General features: G+C 65.9%; 15 protein-coding genes and 2 tRNA genes. 7 read left to right on the top strand and 10 right to left on the bottom strand.

The genetic code is table 11. The annotated features are described in order from the left end of the window. Positions 1 to 6 precede the first annotated feature (6 nt). Together ABZS43_RS00835 and ABZS43_RS00840 are read right to left on the bottom strand one after the other, a co-directional pair. The gene (locus ABZS43_RS00835; RefSeq protein ID WP_355033710.1) at positions 7 to 654 is read right to left on the bottom strand and encodes a transglycosylase SLT domain-containing protein; all 648 of its coding nucleotides are present in this window, start codon (positions 652 to 654) and stop codon (positions 7 to 9) included. 955 nt (positions 655 to 1609) lie between these two features. Then, positions 1610 to 1685, bottom strand: a tRNA-Lys gene (locus ABZS43_RS00840). A 339-nt stretch (positions 1686 to 2024) separates the two neighbouring features. Between ABZS43_RS00840 and ABZS43_RS00845 the strand changes: the two genes are divergently transcribed. After that, a complete protein-coding gene (locus ABZS43_RS00845; RefSeq protein WP_355033711.1) occupies positions 2025 to 3209 on the top strand; it encodes an Ig-like domain-containing protein in 1185 nt (394 codons plus the stop codon). A 59-nt stretch (positions 3210 to 3268) separates the two neighbouring features. On the opposite strand, the gene ABZS43_RS00850 is transcribed toward ABZS43_RS00845, so the two are convergent. The 3 genes from ABZS43_RS00850 to orn form a co-directional block, all read right to left on the bottom strand. After that, positions 3269 to 3556 (bottom strand): hypothetical protein, encoded by a 288-nt coding sequence (locus tag ABZS43_RS00850; RefSeq protein WP_355033712.1) that lies wholly within the window; start codon positions 3554 to 3556, stop codon positions 3269 to 3271. Positions 3557 to 3941: 385 nt separating this feature from the next. Further along, positions 3942 to 4014 (bottom strand) — tRNA-His (locus ABZS43_RS00855). 79 nt (positions 4015 to 4093) lie between these two features. After that, a complete protein-coding gene (gene orn, locus ABZS43_RS00860; protein WP_355033713.1) occupies positions 4094 to 4717 on the bottom strand; it encodes an oligoribonuclease in 624 nt (207 codons plus the stop codon). 181 nt (positions 4718 to 4898) lie between these two features. On the opposite strand from orn, the gene ABZS43_RS00865 reads away from it, so the two are divergent. Both ABZS43_RS00865 and ABZS43_RS00870 read left to right on the top strand, forming a co-directional pair. Next, on the top strand, positions 4899 to 6572 hold the full coding sequence (locus ABZS43_RS00865; protein WP_355033714.1) for a helicase HerA-like domain-containing protein: 1674 nt from the start codon (positions 4899 to 4901) through the stop codon (positions 6570 to 6572). A gap of 128 nt (positions 6573 to 6700) precedes the next feature. Continuing rightward, on the top strand, positions 6701 to 8353 hold the full coding sequence (locus ABZS43_RS00870; protein ID WP_355033715.1) for a S8 family serine peptidase: 1653 nt from the start codon (positions 6701 to 6703) through the stop codon (positions 8351 to 8353). 64 nt (positions 8354 to 8417) lie between these two features. Here ABZS43_RS00870 and cmrA read toward each other — a convergent pair whose 3' ends face one another. The 3 genes from cmrA to ABZS43_RS00885 form a co-directional block, all read right to left on the bottom strand. Further along, positions 8418 to 9221 carry a mycolate reductase gene (cmrA, locus tag ABZS43_RS00875; protein ID WP_355033716.1) on the bottom strand — a complete coding sequence of 268 codons (804 nt, stop codon included), beginning with the start codon at positions 9219 to 9221 and terminating at the stop codon, positions 8418 to 8420. 114 nt (positions 9222 to 9335) lie between these two features. Then, entirely contained in the window at positions 9336 to 11366 is a 2031-nt protein-coding gene (locus tag ABZS43_RS00880; protein WP_355033717.1) for an NADPH-dependent 2,4-dienoyl-CoA reductase, read from the bottom strand. A gap of 15 nt (positions 11367 to 11381) precedes the next feature. Then, complete coding sequence (locus ABZS43_RS00885; RefSeq protein WP_355033718.1) at positions 11382 to 11939, bottom strand: PadR family transcriptional regulator; 558 nt, start codon at positions 11937 to 11939, stop codon at positions 11382 to 11384. Positions 11940 to 12049: 110 nt separating this feature from the next. Here ABZS43_RS00885 and ABZS43_RS00890 point away from each other — a divergent pair, with 110 nt between their 5' ends. Beyond that, positions 12050 to 13387: an MFS transporter gene (locus ABZS43_RS00890; RefSeq protein ID WP_355033719.1), complete on the top strand. Its 1338-nt coding sequence runs from the start codon at positions 12050 to 12052 to the stop codon at positions 13385 to 13387. Between the two features lie 45 nt (positions 13388 to 13432). Here the strand turns inward: ABZS43_RS00890 and ABZS43_RS00895 are convergent, their stop codons facing one another. Then, positions 13433 to 14050: a TetR family transcriptional regulator gene (locus tag ABZS43_RS00895; RefSeq protein ID WP_355033720.1), complete on the bottom strand. Its 618-nt coding sequence runs from the start codon at positions 14048 to 14050 to the stop codon at positions 13433 to 13435. Positions 14051 to 14221: 171 nt separating this feature from the next. Between ABZS43_RS00895 and ABZS43_RS00900 the strand changes: the two genes are divergently transcribed. From ABZS43_RS00900 to ABZS43_RS00910, 3 genes are read left to right on the top strand one after another with little or no spacing between them, the layout of a single operon-like run. Then, on the top strand, positions 14222 to 15334 hold the full coding sequence (locus tag ABZS43_RS00900; protein ID WP_355033721.1) for an FAD-binding oxidoreductase: 1113 nt from the start codon (positions 14222 to 14224) through the stop codon (positions 15332 to 15334). Between the two features lie 26 nt (positions 15335 to 15360). Further along, on the top strand, positions 15361 to 16545 hold the full coding sequence (locus ABZS43_RS00905) for an acyl-CoA desaturase (RefSeq protein ID WP_355033722.1): 1185 nt from the start codon (positions 15361 to 15363) through the stop codon (positions 16543 to 16545). Continuing rightward, positions 16546 to 16887 carry a hypothetical protein gene (locus ABZS43_RS00910; RefSeq protein WP_355033723.1) on the top strand — a complete coding sequence of 114 codons (342 nt, stop codon included), beginning with the start codon at positions 16546 to 16548 and terminating at the stop codon, positions 16885 to 16887. It begins immediately after the preceding gene. Positions 16888 to 16906: 19 nt separating this feature from the next. On the opposite strand, the gene ABZS43_RS00915 is transcribed toward ABZS43_RS00910, so the two are convergent. Beyond that, positions 16907 to 17443, bottom strand: a complete 537-nt coding sequence (locus ABZS43_RS00915) for a DUF4254 domain-containing protein (protein ID WP_355033724.1) — start codon at positions 17441 to 17443, stop codon at positions 16907 to 16909. Between the last annotated feature and the right edge of the window lie 329 nt (positions 17444 to 17772).

Here is a 17772-nt window from a genome sequence, read left to right on the forward strand (position 1 = left end):
TGCGACTCAGTACGCCGAGTTGACGTTGTCCATCGAGCCGTAGCGGTGGGCGGCGTAATTGCAGGCCGCCACGATGTTCGCGACCGGGTTCCACACGTCGAACGGGGTGCCTTCGACGTGGTAGGCCGCGAAGGTGGGGTCGATCACTTGGAGCAGACCCTTGGACGGGATGCCCATGGCGGCGTTGGAATCCCACAGGTTGATCGCCCGGGGATTGCCGGTCGACTCGCGCATGATGTTGCGGTGGATGCCCTCGTAGGTGCCGGGGATGCCGTTGGCGGCCATGATGTCGAGAGCCTGGTGGATCCAGCCGTCGAGGTTGTCCTCGTAGACCGGCGGCGCGGGTGCCGGCATCGGCGCGGGCGCCGGTTCCGGGGCGGGTGCCGGCATCGGCGCGGGTACCGCTGCCGCGGCCTCCTGCACGGTGGCGGCCTGCTCGGCGGGGACCTGCCCGGCGGGGACCTGCCCGGCGGGGACCTGCCCGGCGGCGGGCTGTTCGTCGGCGACGACGGCAATGCGCGCGGCGACGCTGTCGTCAGCCACAGAAACCGCTGACGAGGCCGCGACGGCCACGATGCCCGCCGCGGCGACGGCGAAGGTGAAACCCTCGCGAAGCGTGGTGCGGCGGATACGAGAGAAGCGACTGTCAGGCATTACGAGGTTCCTTCTTCGGGGACAGGACCGATTCGGCCGCCACGAGGCAGTGCGAATCCAAGGCGAGCGCCGTACCGGCCGCTCACCGTTCGAGCAGATGTGCTGTTATGGGATTCGGTTGTGGGGACGCTCCGGTCCCCGGGCCGGGCGCCGATCACATGTCGGCATCGGTGCGCGCTCGGCGCATTCCCGGCCCGCGCTGTGCGCGAGGCTTCACACTCGAGGTGAAGCGAGGTCGAAGTTCGGGGAGCTGAATTTCGCGGTTGCCCCGCTCCGATAGGAGTCCCTGTGGACTTTCTCGGTCGTTTCCGAATGCGGGTAACGAAATCTCGGTCTAACCAAACTTCAGGTCGTTTCGTGACCTGATTGCAGAATGGTCACGACACATGAACGCAGGATGAACGAAAAGTGAATGAGAGGCGCTAGCGATCTTGGGAGGCCCAGGACGGCGCCGAAATCCTAGCCGTACGCAGGGGATTTGCCCCTAAACATCATGTGCTGTAGGTCACAGAAGTTTTCGGTCGGTAAGCCAGGAATTTGCCTGCGACGACCTCGCGCCGTGTCCGAAATGTGACCGATGGCGAGAGAAGGTCACGATGGCGTGACGATGGGAGCGGGTTCTGGTCGGCTATCGAGCCGCGGTGATGTCGCCGTGATCTGCGCGACATTTTCTGGGTTGCCGGCCGCTACATAGCCGCGCGTCAGAGATCGGACGGGTGTGGGGGGATCCGGGTTCCATGGCCCCGGTGTGAATATCCGAGGTCGACTCGGGGGCGTGATCGCGCGACGGTGATCAGATCGTCCGGTCGGTTCGTGTGGTAGATCACAGACATGGCACGGTAGCCGCGCTGTCTCCACGATCGAGGGTCGTCACCGTAAGCTACAGATCCCGCTTGCAGTTCGATCGCCCCGTGGTTCTCCTCGTCAGCGTAATCGCTGGTAGGGAGAAGATTTATGGTGCGCCATCAGGGACTCGAACCCCGAACCCGCTGATTAAGAGTCAGCTGCTCTGCCAATTGAGCTAATGGCGCCTGCCCCGTGTTCCGGTGCGGGACAAACATTAACAGGCGGAGGTGGCAGAAGTGAAATCGCCAGTTGAGCGGGGTGATGTCGCCCGATGGGGCGGTGTTAACACTGGGCGGTCCGCGACGTATCAATCCGGTGGACCGGGTCGCGGCGCTGCGATCTTCACATTGGATCGGTCTCGCAGTGCTGGCAGAATGGCTACGTGGTCTCGACCGATCCCGCCTGCGCGGTGAGTTGAGCGCAGCAATCGGTTGGATCCGAAGCCATCGGCGTGCTCTACAGGGGCGCCGGGACTTGAAACGGGGTTGAATATGAGCGTTGGTCGAGGTCGGCATCGTTGGTCGATGCGGAAACTAGCTGGACCGGTGGCCGTCCTCGCGGTGCTCGCACTCGGGGCGACGGCGTGTGCGTCGTCGTCGGGTACTGCCGGTGACGTGGTGGCGATCGATCGCAATCCGATCACCGAGTTGATCAAACCGAAACTGATGTCCCCGGTCAAGGACGGCGATGTCGGCGTCTCGCCGGGCGTCCCGATGACATTCAAGGTCGATGACGGGCAGTTCACGAATGTGAAATTGGTGAACGCGCAGGATGATCCGGTGAGCGGCAGGCTGGCCGCCGACGGTCGTTCCTGGGAGACCACCGAGGTTCTCGGCTACGGCAAGTCCTACACGTTGACCGCCGACGCGATCGGTCTTGGCGGCGGCAATTCCACCGCGCTGCGTTTCACCACCAGTTCCCCGAACAATCAGACCCATCCCTATCTGATTCCGGGCGAGGGCGAGGTGGTCGGCATCGGTCAGCCGGTGGCGGTGCAGTTCGACGAGAACATTCCGGACCGTCGGGCGGCCCAGGACGCGATCAAGATCACTACCGAGCCGCCGGTCGAGGGCGCGTTCTATTGGGTGAACAATCGCGAGGTGCGGTGGCGGCCCGAACATTTCTGGGCCCCGGGTACCAAGGTCACCATCGACGTCAACGTCTACGGCAAGAATCTCGGCAACGGCCTCTACGGCCAGGACAATCTGCACTCCTACTTCACGGTCGGCGACGCGATGATCTTCACCGCGGACGACAACACCAAACAAGTGGTCGTCGAGCAGAACGGTCAGGTGATCCGCACCATGGATACCTCCATGGGTAAGGACAGCACGCCGACCGACAACGGGGTCTACATCGTGGCCGACAAGCACGAGAAGATCATCATGGACTCCTCGACCTACGGTGTCGCGGTGAACTCGCCCGCCGGGTACAAGACGCCGGTGGACTTCGCGACCCGGCTCTCCTACAGCGGCATCTTCTTCCATTCGGCCCCCTGGTCGGTGGGTGCGCAGGGCAACACCAACACCAGCCACGGCTGCCTGAATCTCAGCCCGGCGAATGCGCAGTGGGTGTTCCAGAACGCCAAGCGCGGGGACATCACCATCGTCAAGAACACCGTCGGCGGCACGCTGTCGGGAACCGACGGCCTCGGTGACTGGAATATTCCGTGGGCAGAATGGAAAGAGGGCAACGCGGACGTCCGCTGATCGGCGACCACAGCGAAAAGGCTCCCCGCATCGCGGGGAGCCTTTCTCGTTTCGGGAACTCAGGGGATATTCGGTCCCGCGGTGCCGGGGCAGGTGAGGTTGGCGTTGATCGCGCTGCCGATCGCGGCGCACAGCAGCGGCCCGCCGAAGAGCAGGCTCTCCAGCCCGGTAGCCGATCCCGAGTTACCGGAGCCGGTGGTGGTGGCCCCGCCCGAGGAGCCGCTGGACGACCCCGTGGTCGCCGTGCCCGCCGAACCGGAATCGATGATGGGCTGAACGGCCGCCGTGGCGGTGGTGCCGGTGAGCAGGGTGGCCCCGACGAAGGCTGCGATAACCGCGGAACGCATCACGAACTGTTGTCTTTCTTGTCGACCCGATGTCCGATGCCTGCGCCTCGGTGAGGGAAGTCTACGGACCTTGCCGGGATATGTACCACAATCTGGAGGAATTACGTTTCACAGTACAGTTTTCCGCTGTCGGGGGCGTGTCTAGAGGGGTGAGAACAGGTACAGGTGGTGTGGTATGGCGTCCGACCCATTCGATGAGCTGCCCCACGCGGAAACAGCTTCCGCGCCGGGACCATTCGCTGCTGACCGAGGCGGAGTGCTCGGCGGGCGTGGTCCGCACGAGGTATCTACTACCGGATCGATGATGCGCTGAGGGGCGAGAAGTCGCCTCGTGAGAACGAGTGAGGGCCGGGTCAGGATTCGCATCCTGACCCGGCCCTCTCGGGGTGAGTGACGGGACTCGAACCCGCGACAGCCAGGATCACAACCTGGTGCTCTACCAACTGAACTACACTCACCATCGCCGGTGAATCACCGGCGCGCTCGATACTAGCGTGTAACCCCCTCGACTCCCTAATCGGTGTCCGGCGAGCCGCTCTACTGCGGCGATCCGGGAGCAGGGTCGTCGCTGAGCTCGTCCACGATGGCCGCGATCTCCGTGGTGGAGGGGCCGGGCGCGGCGACGAACGCGGTGCGCCGGTAGTACTCCAGTTCGCGGATGGACTCCTTGATATCGGCCAACGCGCGGTGGGTCAGCCCCTTCTCCGGCTGCCCGAAGTAGATGCGCGGATACCAGCGCCTGCACAGCTCCTTGATGGAACTCACATCGATCATGCGGTAGTGCAGGTGAGCGTCGAGTGCGGGCATATCCCTGGAGATGAAGCCGCGGTCGGTGGCGATCGAATTACCCGCCAACGGAACGGTTCCCGCGGTCGGCGCGAACTGGCGGATGTAGTCGAGCACCTGCTGCTCGGCCTCGGCGAGGGTGACGGCCGAGCGGCGCACCTCGTCGGTGAGGCCGGAGCGCGCGTGCATATCGGCGACCACCGCGGGCATGGCGGCCAGCGCCTCGTCGTCGGCGTGGATGACGATATCCACGCCGTCACCGAGAATATTGAGGTCACTGTCGGTCACGAGCGCGGCCACCTCGATCAGCTTGTCGCTGTCGAGGCGCAGCCCCGTCATCTCGCAATCCATCCACACCACTAGTTTGTCGGACACCCGGGCAACCTTACTGTGCTCGATTCGCCGGGTGCCGGAGGTCGGCGCAGGCGTCACCGGGTGGGGGTCCCGGTGAATGTGATCAGCGGGGATAGGCTTTCGGCAGAGTTCGGCACAGGCGTTTTCGGTGCGACAGCACACCCCGCCTCGACGGGGGTCAGACCCGAACGGAGGATGTGCGATGAACGACGTATCGCGGAGTGATTCACCGGAAGGCGACCGGGAAACAAGTGCGCCGAGCCCCCGGGAGAAGGCGGCAGCCGCCCGCAAGGCTGCCGAGGACCCCGCGCGGATCGCGGCCGAGGCGCAGGCGGTCGCCGAGGCCGCCGATAGGTCGGTCGCCCGGGAGATCGCCGCCGGTTACGCGTTCGAGGGGGCCGCGCTGGAACTCGGCGCCGTCGTGGTCGACGGGCAGGTCGATCCGGGCGCGCCGGTGCGGATCCCGATGCGCACCATGAACCGGCACGGACTGGTCACGGGCGCGACCGGCACCGGTAAGACGAAGACGTTGCAGGGCATCGCCGAACAGCTCTCGCGCGCGGGGGTTCCCGTGGTGCTGGCCGATATCAAGGGCGATCTGTCGGGTCTGGCCGTGCCGGGCGAGGCGGACGAGAAGATCACCGCGCGCGCCGCGGAGACCGGGGTTCGGGAGTGGACGCCGAGCGGGTTCCCTGTCGAATTCGTCTCGCTCGGCACCGGCGGCATCGGGGTACCGATCCGCGCCACCATCACCGCGTTCGGGCCGGTGCTGCTCAGTAAGGTGCTCGGGCTCAACGACACTCAGGAATCGACCCTCGGCCTGATCTTCCACTGGGCGGACAAGCAGGGACTGGCGCTGCTGGATCTGAAGGACCTGCGGGCGGTCATCACCCACCTCACCAGTCCCGAGGGTAAGGCCGATCTGCGGGGGATCGGCGGTGTGTCCGCCGCCACCGCGGGGGTGATTCTGCGTGCGCTGGTGAATCTGGAGGCCGACGGCGGCGAGACCTTCTTCGGTGAGCCGGAACTGGATCCGGCCGATCTGTTGCGCACCGAGGGCGGGCAGGGCGTCATCACGCTGTTCGAACTGGGTGCGCAGGCCGCGCGGCCGGTGATGTTCTCCACCTTCCTCATGTGGGTGCTTGCCGATCTGTTCCAGACCTTGCCCGAGGTCGGCGATATCGAGAAGCCCGAACTGGTCTTCATCTTCGACGAGGCGCACCTTCTCTTCTCGGACGCGTCCAAGGCATTTCTCGAGCAGGTGGAACAGACCGTCAAACTGATCCGCTCCAAGGGCGTCGGGGTGTTCTTCTGCACGCAACTGCCCACCGATATCCCGAATCCTGTGCTCTCCCAATTGGGCGCGCGAATACAGCACGCCCTGCGCGCTTTCACGCCGGACGATCAGAAAGCGCTGTCGAGAACCGTGCGTACCTATCCGAATACCAGCGTCTACGACTTGGAGAAGGCGTTGACCTCGCTCGGCACCGGTGAGGCGATCGTGACGGTACTCTCCGAACGGGGCGCGCCGACTCCGGTGGCATGGACCAGGATTTCCCCGCCCCGCTCGCTGATGGACACCATCGGCGAGGAGGCGATCAGATCCAGGGCGCTGGCGAGCGCGTTGGCGGCGAAGTACGGTGCGACCGTGGACAGGGAGTCGGCCCACGAAATCCTTACCGCCAAAATCGAGGCGGCGACCAGGAACGATCCGCAGGCCGCGCCCGCTCCCGGCCGTTCCGCGCGGCCGGACGAGCGGGATTCGGCGGCCGAGCGCATCATGAAGAACCCCGCGGTGAAGAGTTTCCTGCGTTCCGCGGCGACGGCCGCTGGCCGGGAGATCAGTCGCAGTCTGTTCGGTACCCGCCGTCGCTGACGACCCGTCGTGCCGTCTCCGGCGTGGGGCGGCTACCCCGTTTCGAGTACCCGGATACTGGATACGCCGGCCTCGGCCACGGATAGATTCGGCAGTGGTGTTCGGGCCATGCGACGAAGGGATTCACGGTGCCTACCGCATATTTCGGGACGAAGGACGAGCCTGGTTTCGAGTTGGAACAGAGTGCGGTTCTGATCGTGGTCAGGACACACAGCGGTCGGGGGATTCGGCGCAAATCCGGGTCGGTCCGTACTCCGCTGGGCGCGGAACTCGAGGACGCCCGTCTGGTGGTGAGCTACCCGGAGGCCGGTGTCGAGGTGTATCGGCTGCCTGCGGGTTCACCGTCGGTCCAGGAACGCAAGCGGGTGCTGGCCGCGGCGCCCGAGGTACGTTTCGCCGGGCATGTGCTTGTCGATCCCGGCACCGAGGAACCGGTGCTGTACACCGAGAACATCTTCGTGAAATTCGCCGATGACGCGGATCCACAGAACTGCCGCGCCGTGCTGGGCGATGCGGGTCTGCGGGTCAAGGAACAGGTGGGTTATGCGGCGAACGCGTTCTTCGCGGCCACACCGGAGAACACGGGCCAGCGGGTTTTCGATATCGCGAACGCGCTGCTCGCCCGCGAGGATGTGCGGTACTGCCACCCCGAGTTGATTCGGCGGCGCTCGCGCAAGGCGGTTTTCGCCCAGCAGTGGCATCTGAAGCCGACCACCATCGGCGGGGTATCGATCGACGCACACGCGAATGTGGAAGCGGCCCACGCGGTTACCCGCGGCGCCGGTGTGACTGTCGCCGTCATCGATGACGGGGTGGATATCGACCATCCCGAATTCGCGGGCACCGCGAAAGTGGTCGCGCCGCGTGACGTGACGGTGGGGACCGGCGATCCGCGGCCGAAAGACACCTTCGGCACGGGTCCGGACGCCGGAGACAACCACGGCACCGCCTGCGCGGGCGTGGCCTGTGCGAACGGCGCCGTCGGCGCGTCCGGGGTCGCTCCGGAGGCGAAACTGATGCCGATCCGTCTCGCCTCTGGGCTCGGGGCACAGGCGGAGGCAGGGGCTTTCCAGTGGGCGGCCGATCACGGCGCCGACGTCATATCGTGTAGCTGGGGGCCCGCCGACGGCGCGTGGTTCCAGCCGAGTGATCCCGCGCACAACCAGGTGGTGGCGCTGCCCGCGAGCACCCGGTTGGCGATGGAGTACGCCGTCACCACCGGTCGCGGCGGTAGGGGTTGCGTCATCCTGTTCGCCGCGGGCAACGGCAACGAATCGGTCGATAACGACGGCTACGCGAGCTTCTCGAAGGTGATCGCCGTCGCGGCCTGCAACGACACCGGAAAGCGCAGTGTCTACAGTGATTTCGGTAAAGCCGTGTGGTGCGCGTTCCCGAGCAGCGATTTCGGGTACGCGCCGTTCGGCCACCCGCAGGCGTTGACCCCCGGCATCTGGACCGTCGATCGGCACGGGCGCGACGGCTACAACTCCGGCAGCGTCGCGGACGGGGACGCGGCAGGCGATTTCACGAACAGTTTCGGCGGCACCTCGAGCGCCTGCCCCGGCGCGGCGGGTGTCGTGGCGCTCATGCTGTCGGTGCAGCCGAATCTGACTTGGGACAAGGTCAAAGATCTGCTGCGTGGTTCCTGCGACAAGATCGACCCGCAGGGCGGGGCATACGGCCCCGACGGGCGCAGCGACAAATACGGCTTCGGCAGGCTCGACGCACTCGCCGCGGTGCGGGTGGCCCGAGCGGCCGGACAGGTCGTGCCGGTCGCCTGATTCGTGATTCACCGCGGGCGGCGGAGTCAGTGGTCCATATCGCGCGCAGCGGGTCGTGGGGCGATCAGTTGCCGAGTTTCTTGTAGAGAGCTCCCGCGATCGGCGCGGAAAGGGCCCGCGGCGCGAATTGGCCCGCGACGCTCATTCCCTTGCCGAGCAGACCGGGGACGACCCGCATCTTGTTGCGGGCAAGGGCATCGATGGACAGCTTCGCGGTGTATTCCGCGGAGACCCAGATGAATTCGGGCACTTTGTTATCGGAGACGAAAGCCTCGGTCTGCTCCGGATTGTCGGTGCGCACCGGCCCCGGCGCGAGCAGTGTGACGTGCACTCCGCTGCCGCGCAGTTCGCCGCGCAGCGATTCGGAGAAGCTGTTGGCGAAGGCTTTGCTGGCCGCGTAGGTCGTGTTGTTCGGAATCGGCATATTCCCCGCCGCAGAACCGGTGATCAGGATGCCGCCGCCACCGCGTTCGAGCATCCCTGGCAGTACGGCCAGGGTGAGATCGTGCACGGCCACCGCGTTGAGTTCCATCACCGAACGCTCGAAATCGAGATCGAGGTCGGCGACCGCGCCGAAGGTCGCCACGCCCGCGTTATTGCACAGGATGGCGATATCGCGGGCAGCGAGTTCCTCGGCCAACGGCCCGCGCTGCGCGCGGTCGGAGAGATCGACCGCGCGCACCTCGGCGGTGATCCCGTGCGCCGAGGTGAGCCGCTGCGCCAGCTTCTCGAGCAGGTCACCGCGCCGGGCGACGAGGATCAGCGAATATCCGCGCGCCGCGAGCTCGGTGGCGAGGGCGGTACCGATACCGGACGACGCGCCGGTGACGACCGCGCGATTCTCGGAGGAAGGGGAAGGCAGGCTCACGCTGCGAGCCTAGGCGATGCGGCGCGGCGCCCGTGTGCGAGGCGCGTTGTCCGTGGCGGGCCGCTGAGCGTGGAGGCGACCTGCTCCCCGCACCGGGCGCGCCTACCGCACTGCCTACAAACGCGCCGCCAGGCGGGTGCCCTGGTCGATAGCGCGCTTGGCGTCGAGTTCGGCCGCGAGTTCCGCGCCGCCGATCAGGTGGATGGCGACGCCCGCGGCGCGCAGCGGCTGCTCCAGTTCGCGGACCGATTCCTGGCCCGCGCAGATGATCACATTGTCGACCGGGATCAGCTGCGGGCGGGAACGTTTCTCGCCGAAGCTGATGTGCAGGCCGCTGTCATCGATGCGCTCGTAGTTGACGCCGCCGAGGTGTTCGACACCCTTGGCCTTCAGCGCCGCCCGGTGCACCCAGCCCGAGGTCTTGCCGAGATCCTTGCCGAATGGCGTCGACTTGCGTTGCAGCAGTATCACTTCGCGTGCGGCGGGGGCGGGTTCGGGGGTCCTCAGCTGGCCGCGGACCTGTTCGTCCTCGGAGGTGACGCCCCATTCCTCCTTCCATTCGTCCAGCTTCAGCGTCGGATGTCCTTCGACGGTGAGGAATTCGCTCACGTCGTAGCCGATACCGCCCGCGCCGATGACCGCGACCCGTTTACCCACCGGTCGGTCTTGGCGCACCAATTCGGCGTAGGACAGCACCATCGGGTGGTCGATTCCGGGGATATTCGGAATGCGCGGCTGCACGCCGGTGGCGAGCACGACCTCGTCGTATCGACCGGCGATGAGTTCGTCGGCGCTCACGCGGTTGTCGAGATGTACTGTCACACCGGTGATCTCGAGCATTCGCCGGTAGTACCGGATCGATTCGGCGAATTCCTCCTTGCCGGGGATGCGGCGGGCGATATCGAATTGGCCGCCGATCTTGTCGTCGGCTTCGAAGAGATCGACGCGATGGCCACGCTCGGCTAGGGCGACCGCCGCCGAGAGTCCGGCAGGGCCTGCGCCGACGACGGCGATGCGCTTGGTGCGCCGCGTCGGCAGCAGCGTGAGCTCGGTTTCGCGCCCGGCGCGCGGATTGAGCAGACAGGAGACGGTCTTGTGTTGGAACGCGTGATCCAGGCACGCCTGGTTGCAGGCGATACAGGTGTTGATCTCGTCGACGCGGTTCTCGGCGGCCTTGTTCACCCAATCCGGATCGGTGAGGAACGGCCGGGCCAGCGAGACCAGCTCGGCATCGCCCCTGGTCAGGATTTCCTCGGCGATTTCGGGCATATTGATGCGATTGGAGGCGCAGACCGGGATGGCGACCCGCTGGGTGATCTTGGCGGTGAATTCCACGAAGGCCGCGCGCGGCACCGAGGTCACGATGGTCGGCACCCTGGCCTCGTGCCAGCCGATATCGGTGTTGAGGATATTCGCGCCCGCGGCTTCGAGTTCCTGTGCCAGCGCGACGATTTCGTCGAAGGTCTGGCCCTCTTCCACCAGTTCCGCCATGGACAGCCGGAAGACGATGATGAAATCCGGGCCGACCGCGGCGCGGGTGCGGCGCACGATCTCCACGGCGAGACGACGCCGGTTCTCCGGCGAACCACCCCATTGATCGGTGCGCTTGTTCGTGCGCGGCGCGAGGAATTGGTTGATGAAATAACCTTCACCGCCCATGATCTCGCAGCCGTCGTATCCGGCGAATTTCGCCAGTGCCGCGCACCGGGCGTAATCGTCGATGGTCCGCTCGACGCCCGTGGCGGAGAGTGCGCGCGGCCGGAACGGATTGATCGGCGCTTTGATCGAGGAGGCGGAGACGCTGCCGGGCATATAGGAGTAGCGCCCCGCGTGCAGGATCTGGATGGCGATCTTGCCGCCCGCGTCGTGGACGGCCTTGGTGATGGCGCGGTGCCGGTATGCCTCGGTCTTATTGGTCAGCTTGGCGCCGAAGGGCAGCAGCCAGCCGGTGCGATTGGGCGCGTACCCGCCGGTGATGATCAGGCCGACACCGCCTTTCGCGCGTTCGGCGAAATAGGCCGCCAATTTGTTGGTGTCCCAGGCGCGGTCCTCGAGGCCGGTGTGCATGGAACCCATCACCACGCGATTGCGCAGCGTGGTGAAACCGAGGTCGAGCGGCTCGAACAGGTGGGGGAAGGAAGTCATCGCTCTCTTTGTCCATCAATCCTGGTGCGGGGCTGACGCACGCGGTCGTAGGGCTTGCAGAACTTCGTCGCACCATTCGACGAATCCGGATTCCACGCGGATACCACCGCGCAGGACCAGGTATTGGTGCAGGGCGGTGCCGGAGAGCTGATCCGGCGCGGGGAAGTCGTTCTTCTCGATGAGCAGATACACCTGGAGTCGCTGGGCGTGCTGGTCGCGATGCCGGTTGACCTCGGTGCGTAGGGCGGCGATATCGCCGTGCGCGGCGGCGCGGATCTTGACGCCGAGTTCGCTGCGCGGCATATCGGTATCGGTGGGTTCGGCGATCCAGCGCGCCAATTCGAGGCGGCCTGCCTCGTTGACCGAATAGACCTTCTTATCGGGTTTTCCCTCCTGGGCGACCGTCACGCTGTCGAGCCAGCCGGATTCCTCCATGCGCTTGAGGACCCGATAGATCTGCTGGTGGGTGGCATTCCAGAAGAACCCGATCGATTTGTCGAAGCGGCGCGCCAACTCGTAGCCCGAGCCGGCGCGCTCGGTCAGCGATACCAGCAACGCGTGCTCGAGGGCCATGTCGGACAGGTTAGCCGTAACACTCGGTACTATGCAATTAGGTGCATAGCTGGGGGTGGCCCTCGGGTCTTGCCCCGTGCGGGGCGGCGATCCCCGTTAGGCTGCGCGGCATGACCGAGGTGAACGCCGAGGCGACCATTGGGCAGGCCGCCGGGCGTGGACAGATCGTGGCGTGGGGGTTGTGGGACTGGGGATCGTCGGCATTCCAGGCCGTCATCCTGACATTCGTCTTCTCGGTGTATCTCACCGATAAAGTCGGCGACGATCTGCCGGGCGGGATCAACGCCAGCTCCTGGCTGGGCTGGGCCATCGCCACCGCGGGAGTGATCGTCGCGCTCACCGCGCCGATCAGCGGGCAGTACTTCGACGCCTCCGCGCGACGTAAACGCGCGCTCGCCGTGCTGACCGCGCTGACGATCCTGGCGATGACCGGGCTGTTCTTCGTGCACGACGACTACAACGACCTGTGGCTGGGCCTGGCGCTGCTCGCCTTCGGTTCGACGGTCTTCGAATTGGCGGGTGTGCCGTACAACGCCATGCTGCGTCAGGTCTCCACCCCGGCCACCGTCGGCCGGGTATCCGGATTCGGCTGGGCCATGGGCTATTTCGGCGGCATATTCCTGCTGCTGATCTGCTACTTCGGGTTCATCGCCGGCGCCGGCGACAACCGCGGACTCCTCGGGATACCCACCGATGACGGACTGAATATCCGTCTCGTCGCCATTCTCGCGGCGGTCTGGTTCGCCGCCTTCGCGCTTCCGGTCCTGCTGTCGGTTCCCGAGATACCCCGTACCGGAGCCGATCCCGGCGCGGCGAGCGCTGGATTCCTCGGGTCCTATCGCGTGCTGTGGCGGGATCTGCGCGAGTTGTGGGCAGCGGATCGGCGCACGGTCGGATTCCTGTTGGCCAGTGCGGTTTTCCGTGACGGGCTGGCGGGCGTGTTCACCTTCGGCGCGGTGCTCGCGGTGCGGGTGTACGGCATCGCCGACTCCGATGTGCTGCTGTTCGGTATCGCGGCGAATGTCGTCGCGGCGCTCGGCGCGGTCGTCGCGGGTCGATTCGACGACCGGGTCGGGCCCAAGGCGGTGATCGTGGTGTCGTTGGTATCGATGCTGATCTGGGGCGTCGTCCTGCTCTTCGTCTCGGGTCCGGTGCTGTTCTGGGTATTCGGATTGCTGCTCACCGTCGCGGTCGGCCCGGCGCAGGCGTCGGCCCGGTCTTTCCTTGCCCGGCTCGCGCCGCCGGGACGTGAGGGGCAGCTGTTCGGTCTCTACACCACCACGGGCCGCGCCGCGTCGTTCCTCGCCCCCGCGCTGTTCGGTTTCTTCGTGTGGGTCTTCGACGCGGAGCGGGCGGGCATCGTCGGGCTGCTGATCGTGCTCGCCGTCGGGTTGGCCGTTCTCATCCCCGTGCGCGGACCCGACACCAGCTTCGATCCCGAGGTGTGAGATACCGCACTCCGGCGGCCCGCGCTCCTGGCGGCCCGGAGCGCGCTATCGCTGTTTCGGCGACCACGCCCCCATGCCGAGGGCGATCAGGCGGACCTGCTGGACCGTCCGATCGATGATCGGCTGGGCGTCGCGGGGGGTAGCGGAGATATAGGCGGCGATGCCGTCGGTCACGGTGGAGACCAGCAGGTCGGCGGCGATCTCCAGGTCGCGGGGGCTCCACTCGTCGAGTGCGCGCACGCGCGAGAGGTCGGCGACCAGTTCGCGCACGATCAGCTGCAATTCCGTGGCGATGGCCCGGCGCAATACCGCCGACCCGCCGTGACGTTCCCTGGTGAGGAATCCGAACAGGTCGCGTTTGGGCCCGACCTGATCGAAGACGAACCGCACCGTATCGGTCAGGCCCGCGTCGGGATTGCGGCGGACTTCGCGAAGGGCGAGTCGCAATGCGGTCACGCCCTCGTCGACCAGGGTCGCGCCGAGATCTTCCAGGGATTCGAAATGCCGGTAGAAGGCCGTCGGCACGATACCGGCCGATCGGGCGATCTCGCGGAGGCTGAGCGCGGCGAATCCGCGGTCGGAGGCGAGGGCGAGGGTGCCCTCCAGCAGGGCCTGCCGGGTGCGCTCCTTGCGCTCATTTCTGGTCGCTGCCTGCTCAGTCATCACGGTGAGCATACATCCGTTCACCATGCGTCCACTCCGAGGATGTTGTTCGGGTCACACAACTTGCCGGTTGACACCTGCCCCTGTTCATCAGTCACACTAGTTGAGTGTACAGGCGTGCACTGAAACATGAGCGCACGCCCCAGCCCGACAAGAGGTACGGAGAACCGAATGGTGGATCTCATCGATCTGGTGCAGACCCTGACCACGCCGCACCCGCTCGATCGCTATCTCGAATTGGTCCGTCCGACGCTGACCGCACGGCAGATGCGGGCCGAGATCACCCATGTCCGTCGCTCGACCCCCGGGTCGGTGACGCTGACGCTGCGTCCGACCCGGCATTGGCGCGGTCACGCCGCGGGTCAGTTCGTCCGGATCGGTGTGGTGATCGACGGTGTCCGCCACACCCGGTGCTACTCGCCGGTGAATCCGGAGGGCAGGCGCGGGCGCTACATCCAGTTGACCGTCAAGGCCCACCGGGGCGGGCTGGTGTCGCAATATCTGCACCACAACGCCGCCCCCGGCATGGTGGTCGATCTGGCCCCGGCCGACGGCACGTTCGCCCTCCCCGACATCCGGCCGGAGCGAATCCTGCTGGTCAGTGGCGGCAGCGGCATCACGCCGGTGCTGTCCATGATGCAGACGCTGGCGGCGGAGGGATATCCGGGCGAACTGGTATTCCTGCACTACGCGAAATCGCCCGTCCTCGTCCCGCACCGCGCCGAACTGGACGCGATCGCGCGGGCGCACGCGAACTTCCGCATCGAACTGCGCTATCCGGGCAGGCGCGCGACCGACCCCGTCGGCTCGGCGGCCGAGGGCGCATGTGTAGAAATCAGCGGCGGAGGGTATTTCGACTACGACGAGCTGGTGCGGGTAGCGCCCTGGTTCGCCGACGCGCAGACCTTCGTCTGCGGACCGAAGCCGCTGATGGACGCGGCCCGCGAGATCTTCGCGGCCGAGCGGTTGTCCGACCGGCTGCACACCGAGGAGTTCACGCTCTCGCTCGCACCGGTCGATACCGAGACAGCGCACGGCACCGTGAACTTCTCCGCCAGCGGCGTCGCCGCCGACAACACCGGCGCCAGCCTGCTGGAGCAGGCCGAGGGCGCCGGGCTCAGCCCGGAGTACGGCTGCCGGATGGGTATCTGCTTCTCCTGCACGGCGGTTCGCCGCACCGGTTGCACCCGCAACCTGCGGACCGGCGAAACGAACAGTGACCCGGACCAGCCCATCCAGTTGTGCATCAACGCCCCCGTGGGCGACGTCGAGATCGACATCTGACAATCAATCGACAGGGGACCGAACCGATGACAATTCTTACCGAAACCAAGGACGGACCGCTGGTCCTGAGCCCGGACCAGATCGAAGAGCTGGGTAAGGCGCTCGACGAACTGCGTGCGCGCGTCGTCGCCGACCTCGGCGAACGCGACCGCGAGTACATCTACTCGATCATCAAAGCGCAGCGCGGTTTCGAGATCGCGGGCCGTGGCCTGATGTATCTCGGCTTCTTGCCGCCGGTCTGGCTGGCGGCGGTCGCGGCGCTGAGTGTGTCGAAGATCCTGGACAATATGGAGATCGGCCACAACGTCATGCACGGCCAGTACGACTGGATGCGTGAGCCCGATCTGAATTCCCGCGAGTTCGAGTGGGATACGGTCTGCCCGGCCGACCAGTGGAGGCATTCGCACAACTACATGCACCACACCTTCACCAATATCCACGGCAAGGACCGCGATATCGGCTACGGCATCTTGCGGATCGATGAGGCCCAGGAGTGGAATCTGCTGCGGCTCGGCAATCCGATCTACGCGTTCGCGCTGATGATGCTGTTCGAGTGGGGTGTGATGGCTCACGACCTCGAGGTCGAGAACGTCGTGCGCGGCAAGCGATCAGGGGATGAGGTCAAACGACTGCTGAAGGCGCAGTGGCGCAAGGCCGGCCGACAGGTCCTCAAGGATTACGTGATCTTCCCCGCGCTGTCGGGCCCGCTGTTCCTGAGCACGCTGGCGGGTAATGTCACCGCGAATCTGGTGCGCAACGTCTGGGCATATTCGATCATCTTCTGCGGGCATTTCCCCGCGGGCGTACAGACGTTCACCGAGGAGGAGACCGCCGAGGAGACCCGTGGCGAGTGGTATGTCCGGCAGATGCTCGGCTCGGCCAATATCTCCGGCAGCAGGCTGTTCCACATCATGTCCGGCAATCTGTCGCATCAGATCGAACACCACCTCTTCCCCGACCTGCCCGCCAACCGTTACCCGGAGATCGCTCCTGAGGTCCGCGAACTGTGCGCGAAGTACGGCCTGCCCTACAACACCGGGCCATTCGGTAAGCAGATCGGATCGGTGTGGTCGAAGATTTGTAAGCTCGCGTTGCCGCCCGCATTGTTCCGATCCCGTTTCGCCGAGTTGCTGCCCGCTGCGCTCAGGATGGACCCGACTCCCGGTGTTATCGTGATGCGTCAGCGGAAGGCGACCGAAGTGGGCGTGTGAATGATCGGGAAATTCGAGAGCAACAAGGATTTGATTCAGGAATTAACGTCCTCCGGAGCCCGCCATGTCGGCAATATCGCCGGCATCATCACGGGGACCGTCGTCGGGGTGACCCGGGAGATCGGCGAATGGATCACCGACGCGATCGAGATGAACGAGGCCGCTGCCGCAGCGCGCAAGGACGCGGAGGCAGGCCGGGGCGTCGGGCTCGCTGAGCCCGACGACGCTCCCGGCGCCGATGACGCCGTCGGTGCTGAGACCGCGCCGAAGACGACCGCGTTCGTCGAGGCCGAGGTCGTGGAGCCGGAGTTGATAGAACCGGAACTCGACGACCCACGGTGAGCGGTGCCGCGGTGGCCGATCACCAGACCGGCAGTCGCCGTCGGTGTTCGGCCACATCGGTGATCAGATCCTGATAGCCGTCGGCCAATTCGGCCAGCCGGGTCCACTCCAGGTGGGCGGCGCCGTCCATCCGGAGCGGACGCGGCGCTTCGATCGACGCCTTCGGCCCGACAGCCTGTTGCGCCACAATCCATTTCGCGGCCATTCTGTCGATCACCGCGCCGAGCGTCTCGGTATGCAACGACGCTCCGGCGCGGTGCGCGACATTGGTCGCGACCCACCGGTCGATCCGTTCGATGAGTTCGGCCCGACGCCGGTCGATATCGTCCACCTGCTGGGCGCATGCGGCGACCCGTCCACTCGACGCGCCGGGCCTTCGCGCTGTCTGGATCGCGCGCTGTCTGTCCCCATGGCATTCGGCCAGTTCGCCCGCCGCTTCCAGCACCCGGTGCTCACGCAGTCGCGGGTCGCCGGGTTCGCGGAATACGCGCAGCAGTGCCGAGCGCGGCGGCAGTTCGCCTGCGACGATCCGGTGCGCGTGGTATTCGGTAGCCATGCTCAGCCCCCATGGTGACGATCCGATCGTGGATACGCCAGGGCCGAGGGGGATTTCGGGGAGGGGCAACCCCTCGGCTCCGGCGTAGCCCCGAGCCCGGCCGCCCTCACACAGTTCACCGCCACGGCGAAGTAACCGGGAAATCCGCGACGATGCGATGACAAGGCGACCCGAAGTATCGGGACTCTTTCAGGAAAGCGCGATGGCTGTCGATGACGCAACCGTATGCCGTCACAATCTTCGAGTCGGCGGAAATCGTTATGGTCCGTTACGTTTCGGACACGTCGATGTGTTGCCGCGGCGAATCGGAATCGAATCGAATCGTAATT

The organism is Nocardia sp. NPDC005366 (assembly GCF_040606855.1).
In the GTDB taxonomy this organism is placed as follows: Bacteria; Actinomycetota; Actinomycetes; order Mycobacteriales; family Mycobacteriaceae; genus Nocardia.

Coding starts and splice junctions, on each gene's coding strand:
- ABZS43_RS00835 (WP_355033710.1), bottom strand. CDS start 654: ATGCCTGACAGTCGCTTCTCTCGTATCCGCCGCACCACGCTTCGCGAG.
- ABZS43_RS00845 (WP_355033711.1), top strand. CDS start 2,025: ATGCGGAAACTAGCTGGACCGGTGGCCGTCCTCGCGGTGCTCGCACTC.
- ABZS43_RS00850 (WP_355033712.1), bottom strand. CDS start 3,556: ATGCGTTCCGCGGTTATCGCAGCCTTCGTCGGGGCCACCCTGCTCACC.
- ABZS43_RS00865 (WP_355033714.1), top strand. CDS start 4,899: ATGAACGACGTATCGCGGAGTGATTCACCGGAAGGCGACCGGGAAACA.
- ABZS43_RS00880 (WP_355033717.1), bottom strand. CDS start 11,366: ATGACTTCCTTCCCCCACCTGTTCGAGCCGCTCGACCTCGGTTTCACC.
- ABZS43_RS00885 (WP_355033718.1), bottom strand. CDS start 11,939: ATGGCCCTCGAGCACGCGTTGCTGGTATCGCTGACCGAGCGCGCCGGC.
- ABZS43_RS00890 (WP_355033719.1), top strand. CDS start 12,050: ATGACCGAGGTGAACGCCGAGGCGACCATTGGGCAGGCCGCCGGGCGT.
- ABZS43_RS00895 (WP_355033720.1), bottom strand. CDS start 14,050: ATGACTGAGCAGGCAGCGACCAGAAATGAGCGCAAGGAGCGCACCCGG.
- ABZS43_RS00900 (WP_355033721.1), top strand. CDS start 14,222: ATGGTGGATCTCATCGATCTGGTGCAGACCCTGACCACGCCGCACCCG.
- ABZS43_RS00905 (WP_355033722.1), top strand. CDS start 15,361: ATGACAATTCTTACCGAAACCAAGGACGGACCGCTGGTCCTGAGCCCG.
- ABZS43_RS00910 (WP_355033723.1), top strand. CDS start 16,546: ATGATCGGGAAATTCGAGAGCAACAAGGATTTGATTCAGGAATTAACG.
- ABZS43_RS00915 (WP_355033724.1), bottom strand. CDS start 17,443: ATGGCTACCGAATACCACGCGCACCGGATCGTCGCAGGCGAACTGCCG.